The organism is Lysinibacillus antri (assembly GCF_003977595.1).
GTDB lineage: Bacteria > Bacillota > Bacilli > Bacillales_A > Planococcaceae > Ureibacillus > Ureibacillus antri.
The window spans coordinates 1-21,965 of the sequence record NZ_RYYR01000032.1; the positions used below are offsets into that span (position 1 = coordinate 1).

Below are 21,965 nucleotides of genomic sequence, written 5' to 3' on the forward strand. Positions count from 1 at the left end.
TCAAAGACGATGAGGTAGATAGGTTCGAGGTGGAAGTGTGGTGACACATGGAGCTGACGAATACTAATCGATCGAGGACTTAACCAAATCTTGAATACGCAATCAATGTCTTTATCCAGTTTTGAGAGAATGAATTCTCAACTAAATAGTCTAGTGATGATGGCAAAGAGGTCACACCCGTTCCCATACCGAACACGGAAGTTAAGCTCTTTAGCGCCGATGGTAGTTGGGGGCTTCCCCCTGTGAGAGTAGGACGTTGCTAGGCAATCAAACACCGCTGAGTTTCAGCGGTGTTTTTTTATATAAAAAGGTATAGGGGTCGAAACGATTGTAAAAACTTTCAATGGGTTATCTATTTTTCTAGAAGGGTGATTATAAGTTAACTACTAATCTAAGAATCCAATTACATCAAAACTTAAGAAAGGAAGAAGAGTAAAATAATTGCTTCCTAACAATAAATATCATAATTCTAATTTAATGGAATAATCCGAATTATTTTTCTTTTTTGAGATTCTTGACACATACATTTCATGTTGATAATCTTACTATTAATATTCTTTTGAATTGGGAGGCATTTACGAAATGTGGGAAACGAAATTTGCCAAAGAAGGCTTAACATTTGATGATGTATTATTAGTACCAGCACATTCTGAAGTATTACCGAAAACGGTAGACCTATCAACACAACTTACGCCAAAAATTAAGTTGAATATACCAATCATTAGTGCTGGTATGGATACGGTAACTGAATCAAAAATGGCAATTGCTATAGCTCGTCAAGGTGGCATTGGAATTATTCATAAAAATATGAGTATTGAAGAACAAGCTGAGGAAGTTGAAAAAGTTAAGCGATCAGAAAATGGTGTAATTACGAATCCTTTTTTCTTAACACCAACGCATCAAGTTTTTGATGCAGAACATTTAATGGGAAAATACCGCATTTCAGGTGTTCCAATCGTAAATAATGAAGAAGATCTAACATTAGTGGGAATTATTACGAACCGCGACTTACGTTTCATTTCAGACTACTCTTTAAAAATAGAAGATGTTATGACAAAAGAAGAGCTAATTACAGCTCCAGTTGGGACAACGTTAGAAGAAGCTGAAAAAATTCTTCAACAATATAAAATTGAAAAATTACCTATTGTTGATGGATATGGTAAACTAACAGGTCTAATTACAATTAAAGACATTGAAAAGGTAATTGAGTTTCCAAATGCAGCAAAAGACGAACTTGGCCGCTTACTAGTTGGCGCAGCTGTAGGTGTATCAACAGACACTATGCAACGTGTAACAAAACTTGTAGAAGCACAAGTCGATATTATCGTAATCGATACAGCACATGGGCATTCACAAGGCGTTATTGATACAGTTAAACAGATTCGTGATACTTTCCCTAACTTAGAAATAATTGCAGGAAATGTAGCAACAGGCGAAGCAACTCGTGCATTATACGAAGCAGGGGCAGATGTTGTTAAAGTGGGAATTGGTCCAGGATCTATTTGTACTACTCGTGTAGTAGCTGGGGTTGGTGTACCACAAATTACAGCTATTTATGACTGTGCAACAGTTGCACGTGAAATGGGTAAATCAATAATTGCAGACGGTGGTATTAAATATTCAGGTGATATCGTAAAAGCTCTTGCTGCAGGCGGACATGTCGTAATGCTAGGTTCATTATTAGCAGGTACTTCAGAATCTCCTGGGGACACTGAAATCTTCCAAGGACGCCGTTTCAAAGTATATCGAGGTATGGGTTCACTAGGTGCAATGGAACAAGGCTCAAAAGACCGTTACTTCCAAGAAGGTGCAAAAAAATTAGTTCCAGAAGGTATTGAGGGGCGTCTTCCTTACAAAGGACCTTTAGCAGACACGATTGATCAGTTAATCGGTGGTATTCGTGCAGGTATGGGCTACTGTGGGGCGCCAAATCTTGAATATTTACGAGACAGATCACAATTTGTACGCATGACTGGCGCTGGACTTCGTGAGTCTCATCCACATGATGTTCAAATTACTAAAGAAGCTCCAAACTATTCAATTTCATAATTTATGCAACCTAGGCACTCTTTTAACGTCATTGATAGATGTTAGAAGAGTGCTTTTTGCAGAGTAGGAAGTACAATTTTTTAGGAAACCCACATAGTGGAAGGAATCTTTCAATTAATAGTGAATTTCATATATTTTCTAATATGAATGTAACACTAATCATGCATGTTCTATGATAAAATGGCGGAAGAGATAATAATATTAATAGTGGAGGTATTTTTTGTGAAAACAGCAAGGAAAACATCTTTGTTAAGTGCAATTCTGATTCCTATTCTGTTCCTTAGTATGCTAGTTACAACACCGGCTCGTACAAGCGCTGCAGAGACAGATTTAGGCTTAACAGTAGATGCTGCCATCTTAATTGATGCAGATACAGGAAAAATATTATATGAGCAAAACCCAGATACATCTTTAGGGATTGCTAGTATGTCAAAAATGATGACAGAATATATACTTCTTGATGCAATTAAAGAAGGAACAATCTCTTGGGATCAGGAGTACCGAGTAACAGAGTATACATATAAGATGTCACAAAATCGTGCATTAAGTAATGTTCCACTTCGAGCAGATGGTACATATACAATTCGTGAGTTATACGAAGCAATGGCCATCTATTCTGCCAATGCTGCTACGGTAGCAATTGCAGAAACAATTGCCGGTACGGAAACAGAGTTCTTAAAGCTTATGAATAAAAAAGCAGAGGAACTTGGACTTGAAGGATATAAATTTGTAAATACAACTGGTTTGAATAATGCAGATTTATTTGGAATGCATCCAACAGGGACAGGCCCTGAAGATGAAAACATTATGACTGCACGTTCTGTTGCAAAATTAGCGTATCATCTATTAAAAGAACATCCGGATGTGTTGGAAACTTCTAGTATTCCAAAGAAAATATTCCGTGAAGGTACAGAAGATGCGATTAATATGGCGAACTGGAACTGGATGTTACCTGGTTTAGTAACAGAATATGAAGGTGTTGACGGGCTGAAAACAGGTACAACAAATCTTGCTGGGTCTTGTTTTACAGGAACTGCAGAACGTAATGGTACACGTTTAATTTCAGTGGTTATGAATGCTGTTGATTCTACTGGGGTAGACAGCGATAAAACAGCACGTTTTGATGCAACAGCGAAATTATTTGATTTTGGTTTCGGTCAATTCAGCAAACAAGAAGTTTTACCAGAAAACTATGTGTTTGATGACAAAAAGACAATTAAAGTTACAAAAGGTAAAGAAGATCGTGTTGGGATTTCAGTAAAAGAACCTATTTCTCTAGTTGTAAAAACAAATGAAAAAGACTTATATAAACCGAAATTAGTACTAGATAAAAAGTCTTTAGAAGCAGATGTTAAAAAAGGGACTGTCGTTGGAAAAGTTGTTATTGAACGAACAGAAGGAACTGACCTTGGCTTCATCGATGGAAAAGAGTTTTCAGTAGATGTCGTGACATCAACAAATGTTGAACGAGCGGGAGCAATCTCTCTATTCTTCCAAGGTGTTGGAAGCTTCTTTGGTAGTGTTTGGAGCGGTATTACCGGCTTCGTTGGTGGATTCTTTTAATTAAAACAATAAAACTATAACCTAACATGAGTGTGTCATTAGTAGATTATCCTATTAATGCACACTTCTTTTTTTTTGGGACAAAATATGTTTTCATATGTTTCTCATAAACTAAAAGGTGAAGGAGTGTGAGAAATGTGTGCGGCATTACAGGATGGATTGATTTTACAAAAGTCATTAAACATCAAGAGCATATTGTTTCAAGTATGACAGAGACGTTAAAAAAGAGAGGCCCTGATGATGGTAATGTGTGGTGTGGCACACATGCTCTTTTAGGGCATCGCCGTTTAGCAGTTATTGATTTAGTTGGTGGAAAACAGCCGATGTCTAAACAATATAAGAATCAGTCATTTGTAATGGTATATAATGGTGAACTTTATAATACAGAGGAATTGCGTCAGGAGCTGTTAAAACGTGGGTATACGTTTACAACGATGTCTGACACAGAAGTCTTATTAACATCATTTATTGAGTGGAGAGAACAATGTATTGACCATTTAAATGGGATATTTGCCTTTGCCGTATGGGATGAACAAGAAGAAGTATTATATGCATTTCGAGATCGTTTAGGTGTGAAGCCCTTCTTCTATTCTACAAAAGAAGGTGTGTTCATATTTGGTTCAGAGATAAAGTCAATTTTAGCTCATCCGAGTACTTCAACACAGATTGATTGGAAAGGGTTAGCGGCGATTCTTAGTATTGGACCTTCTCGAGTGCCAGGAAACGGTGTATACAAGGGGATTGAAGAATTAGAGCCAGGTTGTGCTTTAAAGTTTTCAAAATCCGGATTAAAGAAGTGGCGTTATTGGAATGTCCAAAGTCAAAAACATATGCATACATTTGATGAAACAGTTGAACAGGTACGGTATTTAGTTACCGATTCAATCAAGCGTCAGTTGGTCTCAGACGTTCCACTATGTACGTTTTTATCTGGTGGCTTAGACTCAAGTATTATAACGGCTATTGCAGCCAATACCTATAACAAAGAAGGACGTACTTTACACACTTATTCGATTGACTTTGAAGAGAATGAACAGTTCTTTGAGAAAAATGAATTTCAAACGTCACAAGACCAATTTTGGATCGATAAAATGACGGATACATTTAAGACGACACATCAGAATATTACTATATCTCAACAACAACTTGTGGATTTGTTAGAAGAGGCAATGATGACCCGTGATTTACCTGGAATGGTAGATATCGATAGTTCATTATTAGTTGCCTGCCACATTATTAAAGATGGATATACAGTCTCTTTATCAGGAGAATGTGCCGATGAAGTGTTTGGCGGATATCCTTGGTTTCATCAAGATTACAATCAATTTCCTTGGATACGTTCAATTGATGAAAGAGAAAGCTTTTTACGTAAAGAATGGCAATCTCGACTACAACTAAAGGATTTTATGAAACACGCCTTTGAGGAAGCAGTAAAAGATTGTCCAAAATTAGATGGGGAAGAACCAAAAGAGGCGAAACAAAGAGAACTATTCTACTTAAATATGCGTTACTTTATGCAAACGTTATTAGAGCGAAAGGACCGAATGAGTATGGGAGCAAGTCTTGAAGTTCGTGTACCATTTGCTGACCACCGTATCGTAGAGTATGCCTGGAATATTCCTTGGGAAATGAAAAATGTGGGAAATATGGAGAAAGGGTTACTTCGAAAAGCAATGGAAGGGCTACTTCCAGATGAGGTCTTATATCGAAAAAAGAATCCGTATCCGAAAACATATCATCCACAGTACACTAAAATGGTTCAGTCTACATTAAGTAACCTTGTTCAAAGAAAAGGGTCTATTTTACATGAGCTTTTTGAAAAGGAGCAGCTAAATCAATTAATTCAATCTGGTGGTGCTTCCTTTAAAGTGCCTTGGTTTGGTCAATTAATGGCGGGTCCTCAATTACTTGCATACTTAATTCAGTTTGATCGATGGTTTGAAAACTATAATATTCAGTTAGTTGAATAATGAAATGAAAGGGAAATCTCATATTACTTGAGATTCCCCTTTTTAACTTGACTAATACCCCAACATTTCATTAATTCATGAATCGCAATTTCTATTTTTTCTAATGAAATCCCACCAAATCCTAATAGGAATGAGGGGTGCTCATATTCAATTGGTTTTAATAAATAGTCGGATACCGGATAGACTGAAATATTTACATCCAATGCGATTTGTTTTAATTCTTTTTCAGACTTTTCATGAGGCACAGAAATTAGTATGTGCATGCCGGCTTGGTCCCCTTTAATGGAGACTTGAGGATAGTTTATAGTAATCGTATTTGTTAATTTGTCATGTTTTTTTCGGTAAATTTTCCGCATACGATTTAAATGCTTTGCAAAATGTCCGTCCTTCATGAAATTGGCTAAAATGTGTTGATCAAATCTTGGGACGGTTGCTGAGTAATAACTAAATAATTTTTTATATTTTTGTAAAAGGGTAGGCGGTAAAACAAGATAAGCAACACGTAATGATGGCATCAGTGATTTCGTGAATGTACTCATATAAATGACTTTATCATTTTGATCCATTCCTTGTAGCGCAGGAATCGGTTTTCCGATATAACGGAATTCACTATCATAGTCATCTTCAATAATGTAGCGGTTCTCTTTTTTGGAAGCCCAGATTAACAGTTGGGTTCTTCGTGCAGCAGATAGAACTGCTCCAGTAGGGAACTGATGAGATGGTGTAATATATACAATATTTGCATCCGTTTGTTCTAGTTCCTCTACCACTAAACCATCTTCATCTACTGATATTGGTATTGCTTTGTTTTGCAAATGAATGCGTGGAATTGCGGAGTAACCTGGGTTTTCTAAAGCAAATTTAGAGTCTACCTCTAGTAATTTTAAAATCATAGGAAGTAAATGTTCTGTTCCAGATCCAATAACGATTTGTTCAGGTTCGCAAATAATGCCCCGAGATTGGTATAAATACTTTGCAATTTCTGAGCGTAATATAAATTCTCCTTGAGGTTCGCCAATTTGTAGAAGGTTTTTAGAACTAGTATCAAAGAGGTCCTTTGCATATTTCCTCCAAACAGCAAAAGGGAAAGATTCTGTATCAATTTGCCCCGGGTGAAAATTATGCTCAATGGGTTTATTTTGTATAGTTGATTGACTTGGGGCGTTTACTTGCTCTTTTTCTACATAAGGTAGTTCATCAATTTCCTCTACAAAAAATCCAATGCGTGGTTTTGATGTAATATAACCTTCAGCTAATAATTGACTATAGGCAATCTCAATTGTTGTTTGACTTATATTTAGAAATTCTGCTAATTTCCTTTTCGAAGGTAATTTTGTTCCTACTTCAATTTGATTATGTATAATGGCATTTTTCATCCCGATATATAATTGTTCATATAAAGGTTTAGTACTATCTTTTTCTAGCTTAAATATGAGCATATCCATACGGCGCACTCCTTACTGACCATATAACTAAATAAGAAATCACATACTTTTATATGGTCAATTTTATTATACTAAAATCCCATATTAAAATGGAATACATAGATAATTTATTGGGGAAAATAAAAGTGTAATATACTATAGAGGTGGAAAATACATCACTTGCAAATTCCAAAAGCATATAGTACGCTAATAACAAATTGAAAATATTTAGTAAAAATCGATGATAGGAAGTAGTAACAAGCACGCTTTTTAAAGAGAGTCAGCGGTTGGTGGAAGCTGATAAATGCACTTGTGAATCCGTCCTTGAGTAGCTGAGCCGAAAGTATTAGTAGGCTTTGGCCGGTTGAAAAGCCGTTATGAAATAAGCGGATTAGAATGTATAATTCTAATCAACTAGGGTGGCAACGCGGGTAGCTCTCGTCCCTTTTATAGGGGATGAGGGCTTTTTATATTTTACTTCACTAGTGGATTAAAGTGTAACCTAAATAAGGTAAGCTGCGAAAATTATCGATTATTAAAATAATGGAGGAATTAATCATGTTAGATATTAAACGTGTCCGAGATCATTTTGAAGAAGTAAAAAGAATGTTACTTACTCGTAATGAAGATTTAGGGAATTTAGACGAGTTTGAAGAGTTAGATGCAAAGCGCCGCGAATTAATTGCCAAAACAGAGGTATTAAAAGCAGAGCGTAATAAAGTATCTGAGCAAATTTCTGTAATGAAGCGCAATAAGGAAAATGCTGATGAAGTCATTGCACGTATGCGTCAAGTTGGTGAAGAAATTAAAGAATTGGATACAGAACTTCGTGAAGTGGAAGAGAAATTTGAGTACATGATGATGCGTTTACCAAATATCCCACATGAAACGGTTCCGGTTGGTACTACTGAGGATGACAATGTAGAAGTATTAAAATGGGGAGAGTTACCTAATTTTGATTTTGAAGCAAAACCTCATTGGGACTTAGCAACAGATCTAGAAATTGTAGATTTCGAACGAGCAGCAAAAGTAACAGGAAGCCGTTTTGTTTTTTATCGAGGATTAGGTGCTCGTCTTGAACGTGCATTAATGAGCTTTATGATGGACTTACACGCTGAAGAGCATGGCTATGAAGAAATGTTGCCACCTGTTATTGTGAATCGCGATAGTCTAACAGGAACAGGTCAATTACCGAAATTTGAAGAAGATGTATTTAAATTAGTAGATACAGATTATTTCATGATTCCAACTGCTGAAGTTCCAGTGACAAACTTTTTCCGTGATGAAATTATAGATGGTGAAATTTTACCAAAAGGGTTTGCAGCATATAGTTCATGTTTCCGTTCAGAGGCGGGTTCTGCTGGTCGTGATACGCGCGGACTTATTCGCCAACATCAGTTCAATAAAGTAGAATTAGTTCGTTTTGTAAAACCAGAAGATTCTTATAATGAGCTAGAAAAGTTAACAGGTCATGCGGAAAAGGTACTTCAATTATTAGGTTTACCATATCGTAAATTGTTAATGTGTACGGCTGATCTTGGCTTTACGGCTGCAAAGAAATTTGATTTAGAAGTATGGATGCCAACACAAGAGATGTACCGTGAAATTTCTTCATGTTCTAATTTTGAAGATTTCCAAGCACGTCGAGCAAACATTCGTTTCCGTCGTGAACAAGGTGCAAAACCAGAATATGTCCACACATTAAACGGCTCAGGTTTAGCAATTGGACGTACGGTAGCGGCGATTTTAGAAAACTATCAACAAGCTGATGGAAGTGTCCAAATACCAGAAGTACTTCAACCGTATATGGGTGGAAAATCAGTTATTGCTCCGAAATAGTAGATTTTAGAAGCGCCATTAATAAGAGGATATTATGTTCAATTGATGAGCATACATATCCTCTTTTTTGTATTTCAAATTTAGTGAATGCAATTGAACGAATCAATTACGAGGGCACAATTTGTAACAATGCTCCATCGTATACATCAAGCAAATTTATTAAGTAAATAATTAGATACAGTTAGAAAATGTTTATATCTGCAGTAGAATGACAATAATGGTAATGGAATGTTTTAAAGGTTATGAACCAACTTTTAAGACATTCCTTTTCGTTTTTCTCAAAAAGGGAGGTTATAATTCAATATAACTATTTAAATGGGGTTTTAAGGAACTTTAGACGCGAATTTATGAAAATGCGAAACGATTTTAATAACAAATGACTTTGTGGAGGTTAATTTGTTCTGTTATTTAATAATTATCCACTGTTTCAGGACTTTTATATTATAAATAATAACTGATTTCAAGTTTATATCTGAAATTGTAGTTAATTTAGCCTGAGAAAAAAGGCGTGAAAAAAGTTCATTAATTTTGAGTAGTTACATAAGATTGTATATAAAAAGACTTCATCAGAGTATGGAGTCTTTTTTGAAAAAGTTTTATAATAGGGTAATGGTAGTGGGTAATAGGTAATGAGTATTATAGTAATTTATTATACAATAAGGGTAAAATTAGCATTATTTAGTTTTTCGTGTGAATGTTTGCATGTCCTGCAAGGTAGGAACATGGCTGTACATTCATATAAAGGAGATGTTTTGAATGGCATTTAATATATATTATTACGAAAGCAAAGTAGATTGTAATAACTGTAAGAAAAATTTTACGACATACAAAGTGCGTCCAGGTCGCTTTAAAGTAGTAACACAAGATACAGATTTTATGCCTATCTATGAAGGATTAAATCCAATGCTATACGAAGTGGCAGTTTGCCCCAATTGCGGATATGCCTTTCATAAATCTCTAACTCGTACTTATGGGCCTTTTATGTTACTTATTAGAGAAATGTATATTAGTCAATTACAAAAGCCAATGAATATTTGTAAAGAACGTACAATAGATGAGGCAATTGCAAGCTTTAAATTGGTGTATTTAGTAGCTAGAGCTTCAATGGAAGAGTCTCTTATTATGGCAAACTTTGCGATGAAAATTGCATGGCTTTATCGGATTAAAGAAGATAAAGAATCAGAAATGCATTATCTTCGCTCAGCACGAGAATTATATACAAAGTCCTTTGCCTCTAATAAAGAAGGGGAAGAAAGGCTGCAATATTTAAATGCGGAATTAAGCCTTAGACTGGGCGATATCGAAGAAGCGAAAAGAGGATTTTCTCGCCTTATTGCAGGGCGTGAAGTATCAAATAAGTATAAAAATTATGCACGAAAACGTTGGGAAGATTATAAATACTCAAATGAAGAAGTTAAAAATGAAGAGATTAAAAAGGAAGAAGAGTAAATATTTTTAGGAGGAGTATTTTATGAATTCAAAAATCTCCAGAAGATTAGATGTCACAGAAGAAGAAATATTTTCGGAATTGCATCATTTTTTATTAAGAAAAAATAATCGAATACTTTCGAATGATGAAGTTGTTGAAAAAACGGGTGTACCTGAAGAGATGATTCATAAGTGGGTTAAAAATGGTAAGTTAAAACAATCAATGTTTCCTAATCTTGGGGCACCTTGTGAACGTTGCGGTAAAATCACAAACCATGCAAAAATTTGTAGAGATTGTACGAATACCATTACAGGGGTCCTTGCGCAAGAGGAAAGAGATAAAGAGTGGTTCAACAGTATTCAAAATACGAATAGAAGAAGTACGTATCATTATAAATAAAATGAAATAACGTAGATGTCCAGAAAGCACTATACTTTCTGGACATCTACGTTTCTAATAATAAAATATCGCTAAAAAGCTGTGCTCCTACGGTAATAACAATAAATTGTCACGATCCTCGTCGCAAAGGAGCCGTCCAAAATGACTTTTTGGACGGCTCCTTTATTGCTGGCTTTAATTATGTTTCTATAAAAATAGAAACCCAATACTTATGATTATCCCTGTGTAAATAAGGACAAATAAACAGAATCCCATAATATCCTTTGCTCTTAACCCTGCAATAGCAAGTGCTGGTAATGCCCAAAACGGTTGAATCATATTTGTCCATGCATCTCCCCAGGCAATAGCCATTGCAGTTTTTGCATAATCCGCACCGATTTGAGAAGCAGCTTCTAGCATAATAGGTGCTTGAACTGCCCATTGTCCTCCACCTGAAGGAACAAAGAAGTTAACAAGACCAGCAGAATAGAACGTGAATAAATAGAATGTAAAATCATTTGATATAGTGATAAACCAATTCGAAAAGACGACCGCTAGTCCAGAAGCTGTCATCATACCCATGATTCCAGCATAAAACGGAAATTGAAATACGATGCCACTCGTTGTTTTAATCGCATTTTGCGCAGCAGCAAGGAAACGTTGTGGCGTGCCATGGAAGATAATTCCTAATACAATAAAAATCGTATTTACGATATTTAGATCAAGAACAAACCCTTTTGTAGCAAAATGATAAATCAAATAAGATACACCAATAAGTCCAATTAATATAGTTAATAACGTACTTCTTTCACTCCAAGAAGCAAAGGTTTTTTCTGCAGGAGGGAATTTTTGTTCCTCTTCTTTTAACAATGCTGGATCGACCTCAACAACATCTTCTTCTTTAGGCATCATCCAACGATTGAAGAACGGTAATGTAAAACCAATAACAAGGACAATGAATAGGTTGTAAGGTGTGAAAATTGTATCCGCAGTTGGCACGACGCCCATAATATTAGCAAACGGATGTCCCTCTGTTGCAACTGATAATGGGATGGATCCTGCTAAGCCCCCATGCCAAATAATGAACCCGGAATAAGCACTTGCAATTAATAAACGATAATCCACTTTTTTTACATGGCGTGCAATTTCCTTGGCAAATAAAGCGCCAATTACTAATCCAAAGCCCCAGTTAATCCAACAAGCAATAAGCGAAACAAATGTTACGAAAATAATGGCACTGCTAGGCTTCTTAATTTTACTTGCAATGAATGATAAAAACTTTTTGAAAATAGGACTGTTTGCTAACACGTGTCCTGCTGCCAAAACGATTACCATTTGCATAGTAAAGGCTAATAAACCCCAAAAACCATCTCCCCAAAACTTAACCATTTCTAATGGTGATGAATCTGTTAAAACGACACCAAGAAATAAAACTAGTACAGTTAAGATTGCAACGAAAATATATGGATCTGGTAAAAGTTTTTCCATAATATTATTTGAAATCCTAGTCAAAAATTTCATCGTTACATCCTCTCCCTCCGTTTTATTTTGAAAGCGTTTTAGCGCCTTCGCTAGAATAATATGTTGGAGTGGAGAGGTTTATTTTGTTTTTTCAAAAATGTGACTTTGGTAAGAGGAATCCATTTAATTTATCTCTTTTGCATCGCACTCCTCATTAAGATAAACGATAGTCAAGTTAGCCCCTTCTTTAGCATAAGCTACTGCTACTGCACGTCCAATTCAACTATCACCATCCGTGATTAGTACCACTTCCCCCTTAAGTTTGCCCCTCCCTTTAAAGCCGGCATAGTCAAATATTGGCCTTGGCACCATCGCCCATTCTAACCCAGGTTGCTGTTCTTGATGTTGTGGTGGGAAAGCAATTGGTTGTTGGACTACTTTTGTATAACGCCGATGTATGGGTAAACAGAAGAGCCTTGATCTACAATTGTACATCCTTCCTTAAATTCCCATATACGAATATATTATGCCCCCTAAGCTAATAAGGTGCTAGGTGTTATAAGCAGTGTTTAGACATCATACATATTAGTAGGACAAGAAATAGGAGAGTAGGGCAATGAACTTTACTAGTTATATATTGTTGACTTAGGAGGTTATATATGAGGAGCAAAGTATGGGATTCTTTTGATGAGGTAATTTCAGATATACCAGATGGTGCAACGATTGTTGTAGGGGGATTTGGGTTATGTGGGATACCCGAAAAAAGCATTGAAGCACTAAAAAATAAAGGAACAAAAAACCTAACAATTGTGAGCAATAACTGTGGTGTAGACGATTGGGGACTGGGCTTATTACTTGCAAATAAGCAAATAAAGAAAATGATTGCCTCTTATGTAGGGGAAAATAAAATATTTGAACAACAATTTTTAAATGGAGAATTAGAAGTAGAACTCACTCCTCAAGGAACGTTGGCAGAGCGAATCCGCGCAGGTGGGGCAGGAATCCCTGGTTTTTATACTGCAACAGGAGTGGGAACACCTATTGCAGAAGGGAAAGAAGCAAAGATTTTTGACGGGAAAGAGTATTTGTTAGAGCGAGCAATAAAAGGGGACTTTGCCTTAGTAAAAGCATGGAAAGCTGATAAACTAGGCAATCTTGTATTTCGTAAGACATCACGCAACTTTAACCCGATTGCGGCAACTGCTGGGAAAGTTACCATTGCAGAAGTAGAAGAATTGGTAGAAGTAGGCGAATTGAATCCCGATGAAATTCACACCCCAAGTATTTATGTACAACGAGTCGTGCTTGGACAAAATTATCAGAAACGAATTGAACGGCTTACTGTACAAAGTGTTGGGGGTGAGAGGTAATATGCCATCAGCTAGACAACGAATTGTTCAACGAGCGGTACAAGAAATACAAGATGGAATGTATGTAAATTTAGGGATAGGGATGCCGACATTAGTAGCTAATGTGATTCCTAAAGAGGTCAATGTTTTGTTGCAATCGGAAAATGGGATGCTTGGTATTGGTCCATACCCATTAGAAGAAGAAGTTGATGCTGATTTAATCAATGCTGGGAAAGAAACCGTCACAATAATTCCAGGGGGAACCATTTTTGATAGTGCAGAGTCCTTTGCTATGATTCGTGGTGGTCATATCGATTTGGCAATTTTAGGTGGAATGGAAGTATCGGAAAAAGGTGATCTAGCAAACTGGATGATTCCAGGGAAGATGGTTAAAGGTATGGGTGGCGCAATGGATCTTGTAGTAGGTGCAAAACAAGTTGTTGTTATTATGGAGCATGTATCAAAATACGGAGAATCAAAGATTAAAAAAGAGTGTACATTGCCGTTAACGGGAAAAGGTGTCATTCATCGGTTAATTACTGATTTAGCAGTGTTTGATTTTACAGCTAAAGGAATGATATTAGTTGAATTAGCAGAAGGAGTGACATTAGAAGAAGTATGCCAAAAAACAGAAGCAACATTTGAAGTAGGAGCTTCCTTAAAGTAAAAAAACGCCTGAATTAGGCGTCTTTAAACAGGTGGTAAACGCTTATATATGGCAATCTTGCCTAGACTGCCAAGCGTTCTCAAAATAAATTTCCTTTATGAAAGGTTTTCTTTTACTTCTTTTTAGGAGACTTTTTAACGAACTCATCTACTTGAGCAGTTAAATCTTCAACTACAGCTCTAAGCAGTTCTTTTTGATCGTCGGATAATTTTTTTTTCACATCCTCAAGATTTACACCATTTTTTTGAAGGACATCACTTACTAACAAATCAATTACTTTGTTAGAAATTACCTTTGGTGATTTAGGTAATTCGCTCATTCTACCACCCCTTATTGTAAAAATACTCTCTTCTAAACATATGCAATGATGGTGATTTGGGTAACTTCGATGGGGGAAATATACATGTATTAGTTAACTAAATAAAATAATGCCCACGCATATAAATTTGAATTTATTTGCGTGGGTAAATTCCCTCTAGTTAGAGAAAACGAATATATTTATATAAATTTACTCATTTTATTAATAGATTATTAAATATTAGAATATATCTACTTTTGCAACGATCGATACAAGGATTTGAAGCATTGCTTGGATATTTACTGCTAAATCCGTATCATGAGTTGTAACATGGATTCCTTTTGAGTTTTCGATAATTGTTTTTTGAGTATTACGTTGTCTCATGCTCATAAATTGTTTAATATCATCAGCAACATTCTTACCTTGATCTGAGTCGCCGATTGTTACGCTAATTACAGCTGCAATGGCTGCTTGAATGCCAAGTTGTAAAGAAATAGCAGCTTGAGTATCTGTAGAATGAATATCAACATATTCAGAATCCTTAACAATAATCCATTCATAAGATTGTTGTTGAGTTGTCATCTCAGCTTTTGCTTCTTGTTCCACATCTACTTCGTTTTCTTCATCGTTGTTGCCATTCCAATGATCCAATGCTCTAAATTCTGTCATTGTCATTCACCTCCCTTTATTTAAAATTATAGAATGTCTAATTTTGCCACTAACGAAACAAGCACTTGTAGTAAAGCTTGAATATTTACTGCTAAGTCTGTGTCCGTTGTTGTAATGTTGACATCCTTCGAGTTTTTAACAAAAATCTTTTGTTTATTTGTTTGCTCCATATTAAATTTTTGGAAAAGGTCGTGTGCAATATGTCTACCGTGTTCAGAATCGGCAACAGTCACGCTCACTACTAGAGCGATTGCAAGCTGTAATCCTACTTGAAGGGAAACTGCTGCTTGAGTATCTGTGGATTTAACTGTAACGTCAATGGAGTCTTTAATCCAAATTAATTCATCAGATTCTTGCCCCATAAATGAAGCTAGATCGAAATCCTGTGTGATATCTGTTTCATTGTGATGATGACCATGATTATTCCCCACAGTACTTTCCTCCTTCTCTTGCTCCTTAGGTTTATGAGATTTGCAGTGTTTACAATTATCTGTCTCTTCATTTTTGCAATTACAATATCTACATTTCCAATATGACATGAATAGCCCTCCTTTCTTTAAAATAGGCCAAGTAGATGTATTTACACTTGACGTTCATAGGATATGACCATGTAAAAAGTTGATATAGTTTGTTTAACTATTTTTTTAAAAAATAATAATTTAATAGTAAAAAGCCTATTTTTTTGTTCGCCAAATAAGTTTAATCTGTTATTAACACATATAATTAAATAGGTTGTAGGTAAGGGGTTTAGATTTATGAAGCTTTACTACATGGAAGTGAAAATTAGGTTACAAGTAAGGGCTAATTTGATTCAGCGAAAGGGGATCAGTACGTGGAACATTTAATTAATAAAAATTTAAAAAAATTAGAGCTTTCCGGAATACGTAAAATAACAAATATGTTGGTGGAATATCCAAATGCAATTAATTTAACAATTGGTCAGCCAGATTTTCCAACTCCAACACATGTTAAAGAAAAGGCAAAAGAAGCAATTGATGCAAATGCTACTTCCTATACACCGAATGCAGGGATTGTAGAATTGCGAAATGCAATCGCACAATTTTACAAAAATCAATATGAGCTAGGTTACAACCCACAAGATGAAATAATTGTAACTCATGGCGCTTCAGGGGCTTTACAAATTGCATTAAGAGCAATTCTAGAAGAAGGCTGTGAGGTAATAGTTGCTGCACCTGCTTATCCTGGTTATATCCCTTTAGTCGAACTGTGTGGCGCAGTACCGGTTTGCGTAGATACGGTATCTTCTAATTTTGTATTAACCGCAGATCTCATTGAAAAACATTTAACGGATAAAACAAGATGTATTATCCTCCCATCACCATGTAATCCAGTGGGGACAATTATAGAAGATAGCGAATTGCAAAAAATTGCTGCTTTATTAAAGGATAAAGAAATCTTTGTACTTTCTGATGAAATTTATAGTGAATTAATTTATGAGAAAACACATAAATCCATCGCTTCTTATGAGGGGATGCGAGATAAAACAATTGTGATCAACGGTGTTTCCAAATCTCACTCTATGACGGGTTGGCGGATTGGGTACACTTTGGCGCCAACATATATAACAAAAGAAATGATAAAGTTAAATGGCTACTATATTAGTTGTGCCTCAAGTATTAGCCAGTATGCGGCGCTAGAGGCGTTAACGAATGGATTACATGACCCAATCGAAATGAAAAAGGAATATAAAATACGACGGGATTATGTATATAAAAGACTCATAGATATGGGCATTGAAGTAGTGAAACCAGATGGGGCATTTTATATTTTCCCTTCCATTAAGAAGTACAAGATGCCTTCATCGGAATTTTGTGTGAGGTTATTAAAAGAACAAGGGGTTGCGACAGTACCAGGAAGTGCGTTTACCTCATTTGGAGAAGGGTATATTCGCATTTCATTTGCGCAACCCTTAGATGTATTAGAAAAAGGAATGAATGGATTAGAGCAATTTGTTAAAGAGATTAGTGACTCGAAGTAACAAGATGAAGTCGAATTCCCAATGAGGAGTTCGACTTTTTACATGTTTTCTACTTCCTTTCGAATTTGAAAAAACATAATTTCAAGTGGGTGATGTGGTTGGTTTATATTCAATAAACGTCGCTTTCCAACACGTCGATCGAATAGTGCAAATGCTCGAATATAAGGGGAATTAGATGCTAATGCCTCATCAATTGAAAGGTGTGGATAATTAAGTAACATCTGATATAAGTGCCAACTAGCTATTATATTGTTATCAAGTAGCTCCTGCTCGGCTCGGTCTGAAACTTGTAAAAGGGCCTGTCGTTCAGGTGAGTTGAACATTTCTTGCCAGTTATCACTATAGGGGATGGGCTTTAATTGTAAATTCTCTTTTAGCTGCTGCTCCCTTGTATAGTGTTGGATGGTAAAGGTTAAGTCTTCCGCGCTAAACAGCTGTTTTTTATCAAACGTAAGCCAAACTCTAGACGGTTGATCATGGGCATGTCGATACACAGCAGCATGTAATTCGACGCGACCTTTTAAAGTATCACATAAAAAACTTTCAACTGTCTTTTTTAGTTTGCTAAATTTCATTGTTTTGTACTCCTTGAGCGAGTTGTTTCCGCAATTGTTTCTCTGCCTTTTTTCGCTCACGTATTGCGCGGAAAAAGTCGGTAAGCAGTTGCCCACATTCTTCTGCTAATACCCCTTCAGTGACTTCACATTCATGGTTAAAGCGAGCATCATTTAGAAGGCGATATAAAGAATCAACACATCCTGCTTTTATATCTCTCGCACCATACACAACACGAGGGATGCGGGATTGTAAAATGGCTCCAGCACACATCGGACAAGGCTCTAACGTCACATAAAGAGTAGTTTCTTCTAAACGCCAGCTGCCAATTTTCTCACAAGCTTGTTGAATGGCCATTAATTCTGCATGAGTTACGGCGTTTTGAGAAGTCTCTCGTAAGTTATGTGCTCTTGCAATAATTTCATCTTGAAAGACGATAATTGCTCCAATGGGTACCTCACCAAGTTGCGCTGCTTTTTTAGCTTCTATAATTGCCTCTTTCATATAAAACTGGTCTTTTTCGAAAATTACCATGGTTATCTCTCCTTGGAAAATAGTGTACCATAGGGAAATTCATTTTTTCTATGTACTATATTTGAACCAAGTTATTACATTGGTAAATTAAACCTGCCCATAAAATAATTACTTATATACTTTAAACAATGTATTTTGTTATTCACTAGGTTCCTATGATAAAATGAATAGCATTGAGAATTTTGGGTAGAAGGAGGGACTTCTTGTGCCTGTTCCGTTTATTACAGTAGAGGGTCCAATTGGAGTTGGGAAAACGTCTTTATCAAAGGCAATTTCTCAAAGCTTTGACTATCATCTATTAAAAGAAATCGTGGATGAGAACCCGTTTCTTGGGAAATTTTATGAAGATATTGATGAGTGGAGCTTCCAAACAGAGATGTTCTTCCTTTGTAATCGATATAAACAATTAACTGATATAAAAAAACATATAGTTGAAACAGGATCACCCGTTGTGGCAGATTATCATATCTTCAAAAATTTAATTTTTGCCAAACGTACGCTAAAACCGACAGAGTATGTTAAATATGAAGCGATCTATAAAATTTTAACGGCAGATATGCCAAGGCCGAATATGATCATTTATTTACATGCGAGTTTGGATACATTAATGAACCGAATTGCCATGCGTGGTCGGGAATTTGAGAAGATGATTACACGTGAATACATAGAGCAACTAGCAGCAGATTATCATGAATTTATTCAACAGTTTGTTGTACTACATCCTGAAATTCCTGTAATTCAATTAAATGGCGATCATATCGATTTTGTAAAAAATGAAGACGATTTGCAACAAGTACTGAAAATAGTAGAAGAAACGCTACAACAAAGGAGTCTACAACAAGAATGAACTTACGTGAGAAATACAATATCCCATCAAACACTGTGATTACCATTGCAGGAACAGTAGGTGTTGGGAAGTCAACGATGACAAAAGCGTTAGCAGAAGCATTAAATTTTCGTACGTCCTTTGAAAAAGTGGATACAAACCCCTATTTGGATAAGTTCTATGATGATTTTGAAAAGTGGAGCTTCCATTTGCAAATTTACTTTTTAGCAGAACGATTTAAGGAGCAAAAACGTATTTTTGAATACGGAGGAGGCTTTATTCAAGACCGTTCGATTTATGAGGATACGGGAATTTTTGCGAAAATGCATTATGATAAAGGGACAATGAACCCTATCGATTATGAAACATATACAAACCTATTCGATGCTATGGTGATGACGCCTTATTTCCCACATCCTAATTTACTCGTTTATTTAGAAGGGTCAATTGAGGATATTATTGGCCGTATTCATGAGCGTGGGCGTGAAATGGAACAACAGACACCTCATGACTATTGGATCGAAATGCACAATCGTTATGAGGACTGGATTAACAATTTCAACGCCTGTCCTGTGTTACGTTTAGATATAAATGATTATGATTTAATGGAAAGTCCGGATCAAGTTGAACATATTGTTGAGCGTATTGCCTATATGTTAGAACAAACTTCTGGGTTAAGAAAATAGTATGAAAGAGGGCGTCCGAAAAGTGATTTTCGAACGCCCCTTTTTGTCGGGGTAAAACGGTACAGGATGATGAGTAATATGGAAAAGTAGGGGCAAACTATTGGTGATTTTATCAGATGGAGGGGAACACTATGAATAAAGACGGTAGAATTCATGATGTCAATGACCAGGCAGCACTAAACAATAATATCGGTTCATCTACTTTACAAATGAACCAAGATATAGCAAGACAGCATGCAAAACCTAAAACAGAGAAGGAAATTAAGGAAACGAAGAATAACAAACATACACTGAACTAAGTACTTAATTAGCAACTCCTGAAGTGGGCGTTGCTTTTTTTTTATGAAAAGATGCTAAAAGTGTGACGACTTCACTTGCATTTACGTCTAAGTATATAGAAATGAGGTGGCAAGTTGGAACAAGAGATATTAACGGATTGGATTGACGAATACAGCGAGTCAATTTTAACCTACATATTGTTAATGGTAAGAGACTATCAACAAGCAGAGGATTTAACGCAGGAAACATTTATAAAAGCATATAAAAGCCAACAGCAATTTGAGCAGAGAGCAACAGTGAAAACATGGTTATTTTCCATTGCACATAATGTCACAAAAGATTACTTTCGTAAAAAGCATCCCTTGCAACACTATTTTGGTTTAACTTTGGCAGAACGAGACAATCAACCTATACCAGAACAAATTGTCGCAATGAATTTTCAAACGGAACAATTATATAGAGCCATTCAACAATTGAAACCAGCTTTTAGGCATGTAATCATCTTAAGAAAGTTAAAAGAATTTTCAACAACAGAAACAGCTCTCGTATTAAATTGGTCAGAAAGCAAAGTGAAAATGACTTTAAAAAGGGCTTTAATAGACTTAAAGGCAGAATTAGTAAAAGGAGGGATTACCAATGAGATTTTTAGATGAACAATTTAAGGATTTAGAAGAAGAACTAAAGATGACTAATCAATCAAAGGAACAACTAAAGAGTAAAATTTTACACAGCAATTATAAAGAAAAGAAACAAAATGTCATGCGTTATGGTTGGGTTGCTGTAGGAGTTTGTTTGTTATTTTTAATCACTTCCCCATTTTACTCAACGACAATGGCAAGCATTGCATCAAGGATTTTACCAATCTCCATTACGCCTAGTTATTCAAATGGTCAGTATAATCCGGATTTAACTGCGCAGCTCTTTGAACTAGTTGAAGGTGAAGGATATAAAGTAAATTCTGTGGGTGTAACACCAAATCCTTATACCATCGATGTTTCCCTTTTCCTTGAAGATTCAACTTTAAAACAAGCAATTGAAACAATTGAACCAAAGATTAGAAGTTACTTATTTGAAAATGGCTATGACAAGTATGAATTAAAGTTCTCAGCAATGGCCGAACCTCCTGCTGCCCCTCAAGAGGATGAAACATTCGACTTGTATGACCAGGTTTGTGAAATAGTAAAAGAAGTATTTACTTCATACGGGTATGCGGAGGAAGCTAACTTCGAATTAGCTGGTCTTAAATCAGGGTTATTCTCGAGTGTTGTAACAATCGATATGCCAGATCATATTAAGGAATCTGCAGAAATTATTGAGGAACTTCGAAGTGAATTTAAAGCACAAAACTTAAAGATTAAAGATATAGAAGTATATACATTTAACCTTAAACATCGCCAGCAGCATAATCGTTGGGGTTATGTTGCATCAGATATTCATAATGGCATGGCAGGGAAGTCTACTTATCAAGTAACAGGAGTATCTTATAAGGTAAAAAAGGGACATTCCTATGTTTGGCTTAAAACCGATTTTAATGAACCTCCATCTAGTGAGATCATTCAAGAAATCGAATTGGCGATCAAGGAGTATCTAGCCTTACCAGAAACGAAAGAACAAATCCAAAATGACGATTACACAATTCAATTACTATTAAAAAATGAACAATCATTTTTAGATATAACGAAGTAGAATAAATTCAAAAACACTTGGCAGATCCCAAGTGTTTTTGTTTTACTCCTCTTGTATAAATTTTACAGTATCATAGCCACAATTTTTACAGATCATTAGGTGAGGGCATATTTGATCTTTTGCTGTATTTGGGTATCCATCCCCCATTTTTACTGTTTCTTCATCATTGTAATGTCCATAGGGATCTAAGAAATCTGAAACCTTTCCAGAGTCCTCTAGTTGTATATGACATTTTGGACAATGAACTTCTAAAACTTTTAATGAATTACATAAAGGACAAATTGCCATAACGTCACTCCTTTTA

The 21,965-nt window shown here is 35.8% G+C and carries 22 protein-coding genes, 2 rRNA genes, 1 pseudogene and 1 other annotated feature; of the genes and pseudogenes, 16 read left to right on the plus strand and 9 right to left on the minus strand.

The genetic code is table 11. The features are described 5' to 3' along the window. From EK386_RS16945 to asnB, 5 genes are all read left to right on the plus strand, one after another. Positions 1-87, plus strand: a 23S ribosomal RNA gene (locus tag EK386_RS16945); the annotation flags it as partial. A gap of 62 nt (positions 88-149) precedes the next feature. Then, positions 150-265, plus strand: a 5S ribosomal RNA gene (gene rrf, locus EK386_RS16950). A 317-nt stretch (positions 266-582) separates the two neighbouring features. Beyond that, positions 583-2,049, plus strand: coding sequence for an IMP dehydrogenase (gene guaB / locus EK386_RS16955; protein ID WP_126660368.1), 1,467 nt, complete (start codon positions 583-585; stop codon positions 2,047-2,049). Positions 2,050-2,334: 285 nt separating this feature from the next. Then, entirely contained in the window at positions 2,335-3,612 is a 1,278-nt protein-coding gene (locus EK386_RS16960) for a D-alanyl-D-alanine carboxypeptidase family protein (protein WP_246027711.1), read from the plus strand. 137 nt (positions 3,613-3,749) lie between these two features. Then, the gene (asnB, locus tag EK386_RS16965) at positions 3,750-5,582 is read left to right on the plus strand and encodes an asparagine synthase (glutamine-hydrolyzing) (RefSeq protein ID WP_126660405.1); all 1,833 of its coding nucleotides are present in this window, start codon (positions 3,750-3,752) and stop codon (positions 5,580-5,582) included. Between the two features lie 23 nt (positions 5,583-5,605). Here the strand turns inward: asnB and pdxR are convergent, their stop codons facing one another. Continuing rightward, complete coding sequence (pdxR, locus tag EK386_RS16970) at positions 5,606-7,027, minus strand: MocR-like pyridoxine biosynthesis transcription factor PdxR (protein ID WP_179966056.1); 1,422 nt, start codon at positions 7,025-7,027, stop codon at positions 5,606-5,608. 211 nt (positions 7,028-7,238) lie between these two features. Continuing rightward, positions 7,239-7,455, plus strand: a binding site (T-box leader). A 109-nt stretch (positions 7,456-7,564) separates the two neighbouring features. Between pdxR and serS the strand changes: the two genes are divergently transcribed. From serS to EK386_RS16985, 3 genes are all read left to right on the plus strand, one after another. Further along, positions 7,565-8,845: a serine--tRNA ligase gene (serS, locus tag EK386_RS16975; protein ID WP_126660370.1), complete on the plus strand. Its 1,281-nt coding sequence runs from the start codon at positions 7,565-7,567 to the stop codon at positions 8,843-8,845. A gap of 756 nt (positions 8,846-9,601) precedes the next feature. After that, a complete protein-coding gene (locus EK386_RS16980) occupies positions 9,602-10,294 on the plus strand; it encodes a DUF2225 domain-containing protein (RefSeq protein ID WP_126660371.1) in 693 nt (230 codons plus the stop codon). 22 nt (positions 10,295-10,316) lie between these two features. Next, positions 10,317-10,673 carry a hypothetical protein gene (locus tag EK386_RS16985; RefSeq protein ID WP_126660372.1) on the plus strand — a complete coding sequence of 119 codons (357 nt, stop codon included), beginning with the start codon at positions 10,317-10,319 and terminating at the stop codon, positions 10,671-10,673. A 186-nt stretch (positions 10,674-10,859) separates the two neighbouring features. Here EK386_RS16985 and EK386_RS16990 read toward each other — a convergent pair whose 3' ends face one another. Next, positions 10,860-12,173, minus strand: a complete 1,314-nt coding sequence (locus tag EK386_RS16990; protein ID WP_126660373.1) for a short-chain fatty acid transporter — start codon at positions 12,171-12,173, stop codon at positions 10,860-10,862. A gap of 132 nt (positions 12,174-12,305) precedes the next feature. Next, a pseudogene (locus EK386_RS20535) lies at positions 12,306-12,485 on the minus strand (NAD(P)-dependent oxidoreductase); the annotation flags it as partial. A gap of 287 nt (positions 12,486-12,772) precedes the next feature. Between EK386_RS20535 and EK386_RS16995 the strand changes: the two are divergent. Further along, complete coding sequence (locus EK386_RS16995; protein WP_126660374.1) at positions 12,773-13,483, plus strand: CoA transferase subunit A; 711 nt, start codon at positions 12,773-12,775, stop codon at positions 13,481-13,483. Position 13,484: 1 nt separating this feature from the next. Continuing rightward, positions 13,485-14,129 (plus strand): 3-oxoacid CoA-transferase subunit B, encoded by a 645-nt coding sequence (locus EK386_RS17000; RefSeq protein WP_126660375.1) that lies wholly within the window; start codon positions 13,485-13,487, stop codon positions 14,127-14,129. 112 nt (positions 14,130-14,241) lie between these two features. Here EK386_RS17000 and EK386_RS17005 read toward each other — a convergent pair whose 3' ends face one another. The 3 genes from EK386_RS17005 to EK386_RS17015 form a co-directional block, all read right to left on the minus strand. Then, positions 14,242-14,448 carry a spore coat protein gene (locus tag EK386_RS17005; RefSeq protein WP_126660376.1) on the minus strand — a complete coding sequence of 69 codons (207 nt, stop codon included), beginning with the start codon at positions 14,446-14,448 and terminating at the stop codon, positions 14,242-14,244. A 219-nt stretch (positions 14,449-14,667) separates the two neighbouring features. Further along, complete coding sequence (locus EK386_RS17010; protein WP_342774272.1) at positions 14,668-15,096, minus strand: spore coat protein; 429 nt, start codon at positions 15,094-15,096, stop codon at positions 14,668-14,670. A gap of 26 nt (positions 15,097-15,122) precedes the next feature. After that, entirely contained in the window at positions 15,123-15,527 is a 405-nt protein-coding gene (locus EK386_RS17015) for a spore coat protein (RefSeq protein ID WP_246027710.1), read from the minus strand. A gap of 401 nt (positions 15,528-15,928) precedes the next feature. Between EK386_RS17015 and EK386_RS17020 the strand changes: the two genes are divergently transcribed. Next, entirely contained in the window at positions 15,929-17,095 is a 1,167-nt protein-coding gene (locus EK386_RS17020; RefSeq protein ID WP_126660379.1) for an aminotransferase A, read from the plus strand. Between the two features lie 38 nt (positions 17,096-17,133). On the opposite strand, the gene EK386_RS17025 is transcribed toward EK386_RS17020, so the two are convergent. Both EK386_RS17025 and tadA read right to left on the minus strand, forming a co-directional pair. After that, positions 17,134-17,670: an SF0329 family protein gene (locus EK386_RS17025; RefSeq protein ID WP_126660380.1), complete on the minus strand. Its 537-nt coding sequence runs from the start codon at positions 17,668-17,670 to the stop codon at positions 17,134-17,136. Continuing rightward, positions 17,660-18,184, minus strand: coding sequence for a tRNA adenosine(34) deaminase TadA (gene tadA, locus EK386_RS17030; RefSeq protein ID WP_126660381.1), 525 nt, complete (start codon positions 18,182-18,184; stop codon positions 17,660-17,662). The genes EK386_RS17025 and tadA overlap by 11 nt, the downstream gene beginning before the upstream one ends. A gap of 205 nt (positions 18,185-18,389) precedes the next feature. Between tadA and EK386_RS17035 the strand changes: the two genes are divergently transcribed. The 5 genes from EK386_RS17035 (at position 18,390) to EK386_RS17050 (ending at position 21,661) form a co-directional block, all read left to right on the plus strand. Beyond that, positions 18,390-19,031, plus strand: a complete 642-nt coding sequence (locus EK386_RS17035) for a deoxynucleoside kinase (RefSeq protein WP_126660382.1) — start codon at positions 18,390-18,392, stop codon at positions 19,029-19,031. Next, complete coding sequence (locus EK386_RS17040) at positions 19,028-19,696, plus strand: deoxynucleoside kinase (protein WP_126660383.1); 669 nt, start codon at positions 19,028-19,030, stop codon at positions 19,694-19,696. Before EK386_RS17035 ends, EK386_RS17040 begins: the two co-directional genes overlap by 4 nt. A gap of 131 nt (positions 19,697-19,827) precedes the next feature. Then, positions 19,828-19,995: a hypothetical protein gene (locus EK386_RS20255; protein WP_158674461.1), complete on the plus strand. Its 168-nt coding sequence runs from the start codon at positions 19,828-19,830 to the stop codon at positions 19,993-19,995. Between the two features lie 114 nt (positions 19,996-20,109). Further along, the gene (locus EK386_RS17045) at positions 20,110-20,628 is read left to right on the plus strand and encodes an RNA polymerase sigma factor (protein WP_126660384.1); all 519 of its coding nucleotides are present in this window, start codon (positions 20,110-20,112) and stop codon (positions 20,626-20,628) included. After that, positions 20,612-21,661: a DUF4030 domain-containing protein gene (locus tag EK386_RS17050; protein ID WP_126660385.1), complete on the plus strand. Its 1,050-nt coding sequence runs from the start codon at positions 20,612-20,614 to the stop codon at positions 21,659-21,661. The genes EK386_RS17045 and EK386_RS17050 overlap by 17 nt, the downstream gene beginning before the upstream one ends. A gap of 42 nt (positions 21,662-21,703) precedes the next feature. Here the strand turns inward: EK386_RS17050 and EK386_RS17055 are convergent, their stop codons facing one another. Continuing rightward, positions 21,704-21,949 carry a hypothetical protein gene (locus tag EK386_RS17055; protein WP_126660386.1) on the minus strand — a complete coding sequence of 82 codons (246 nt, stop codon included), beginning with the start codon at positions 21,947-21,949 and terminating at the stop codon, positions 21,704-21,706. Between the last annotated feature and the right edge of the window lie 16 nt (positions 21,950-21,965).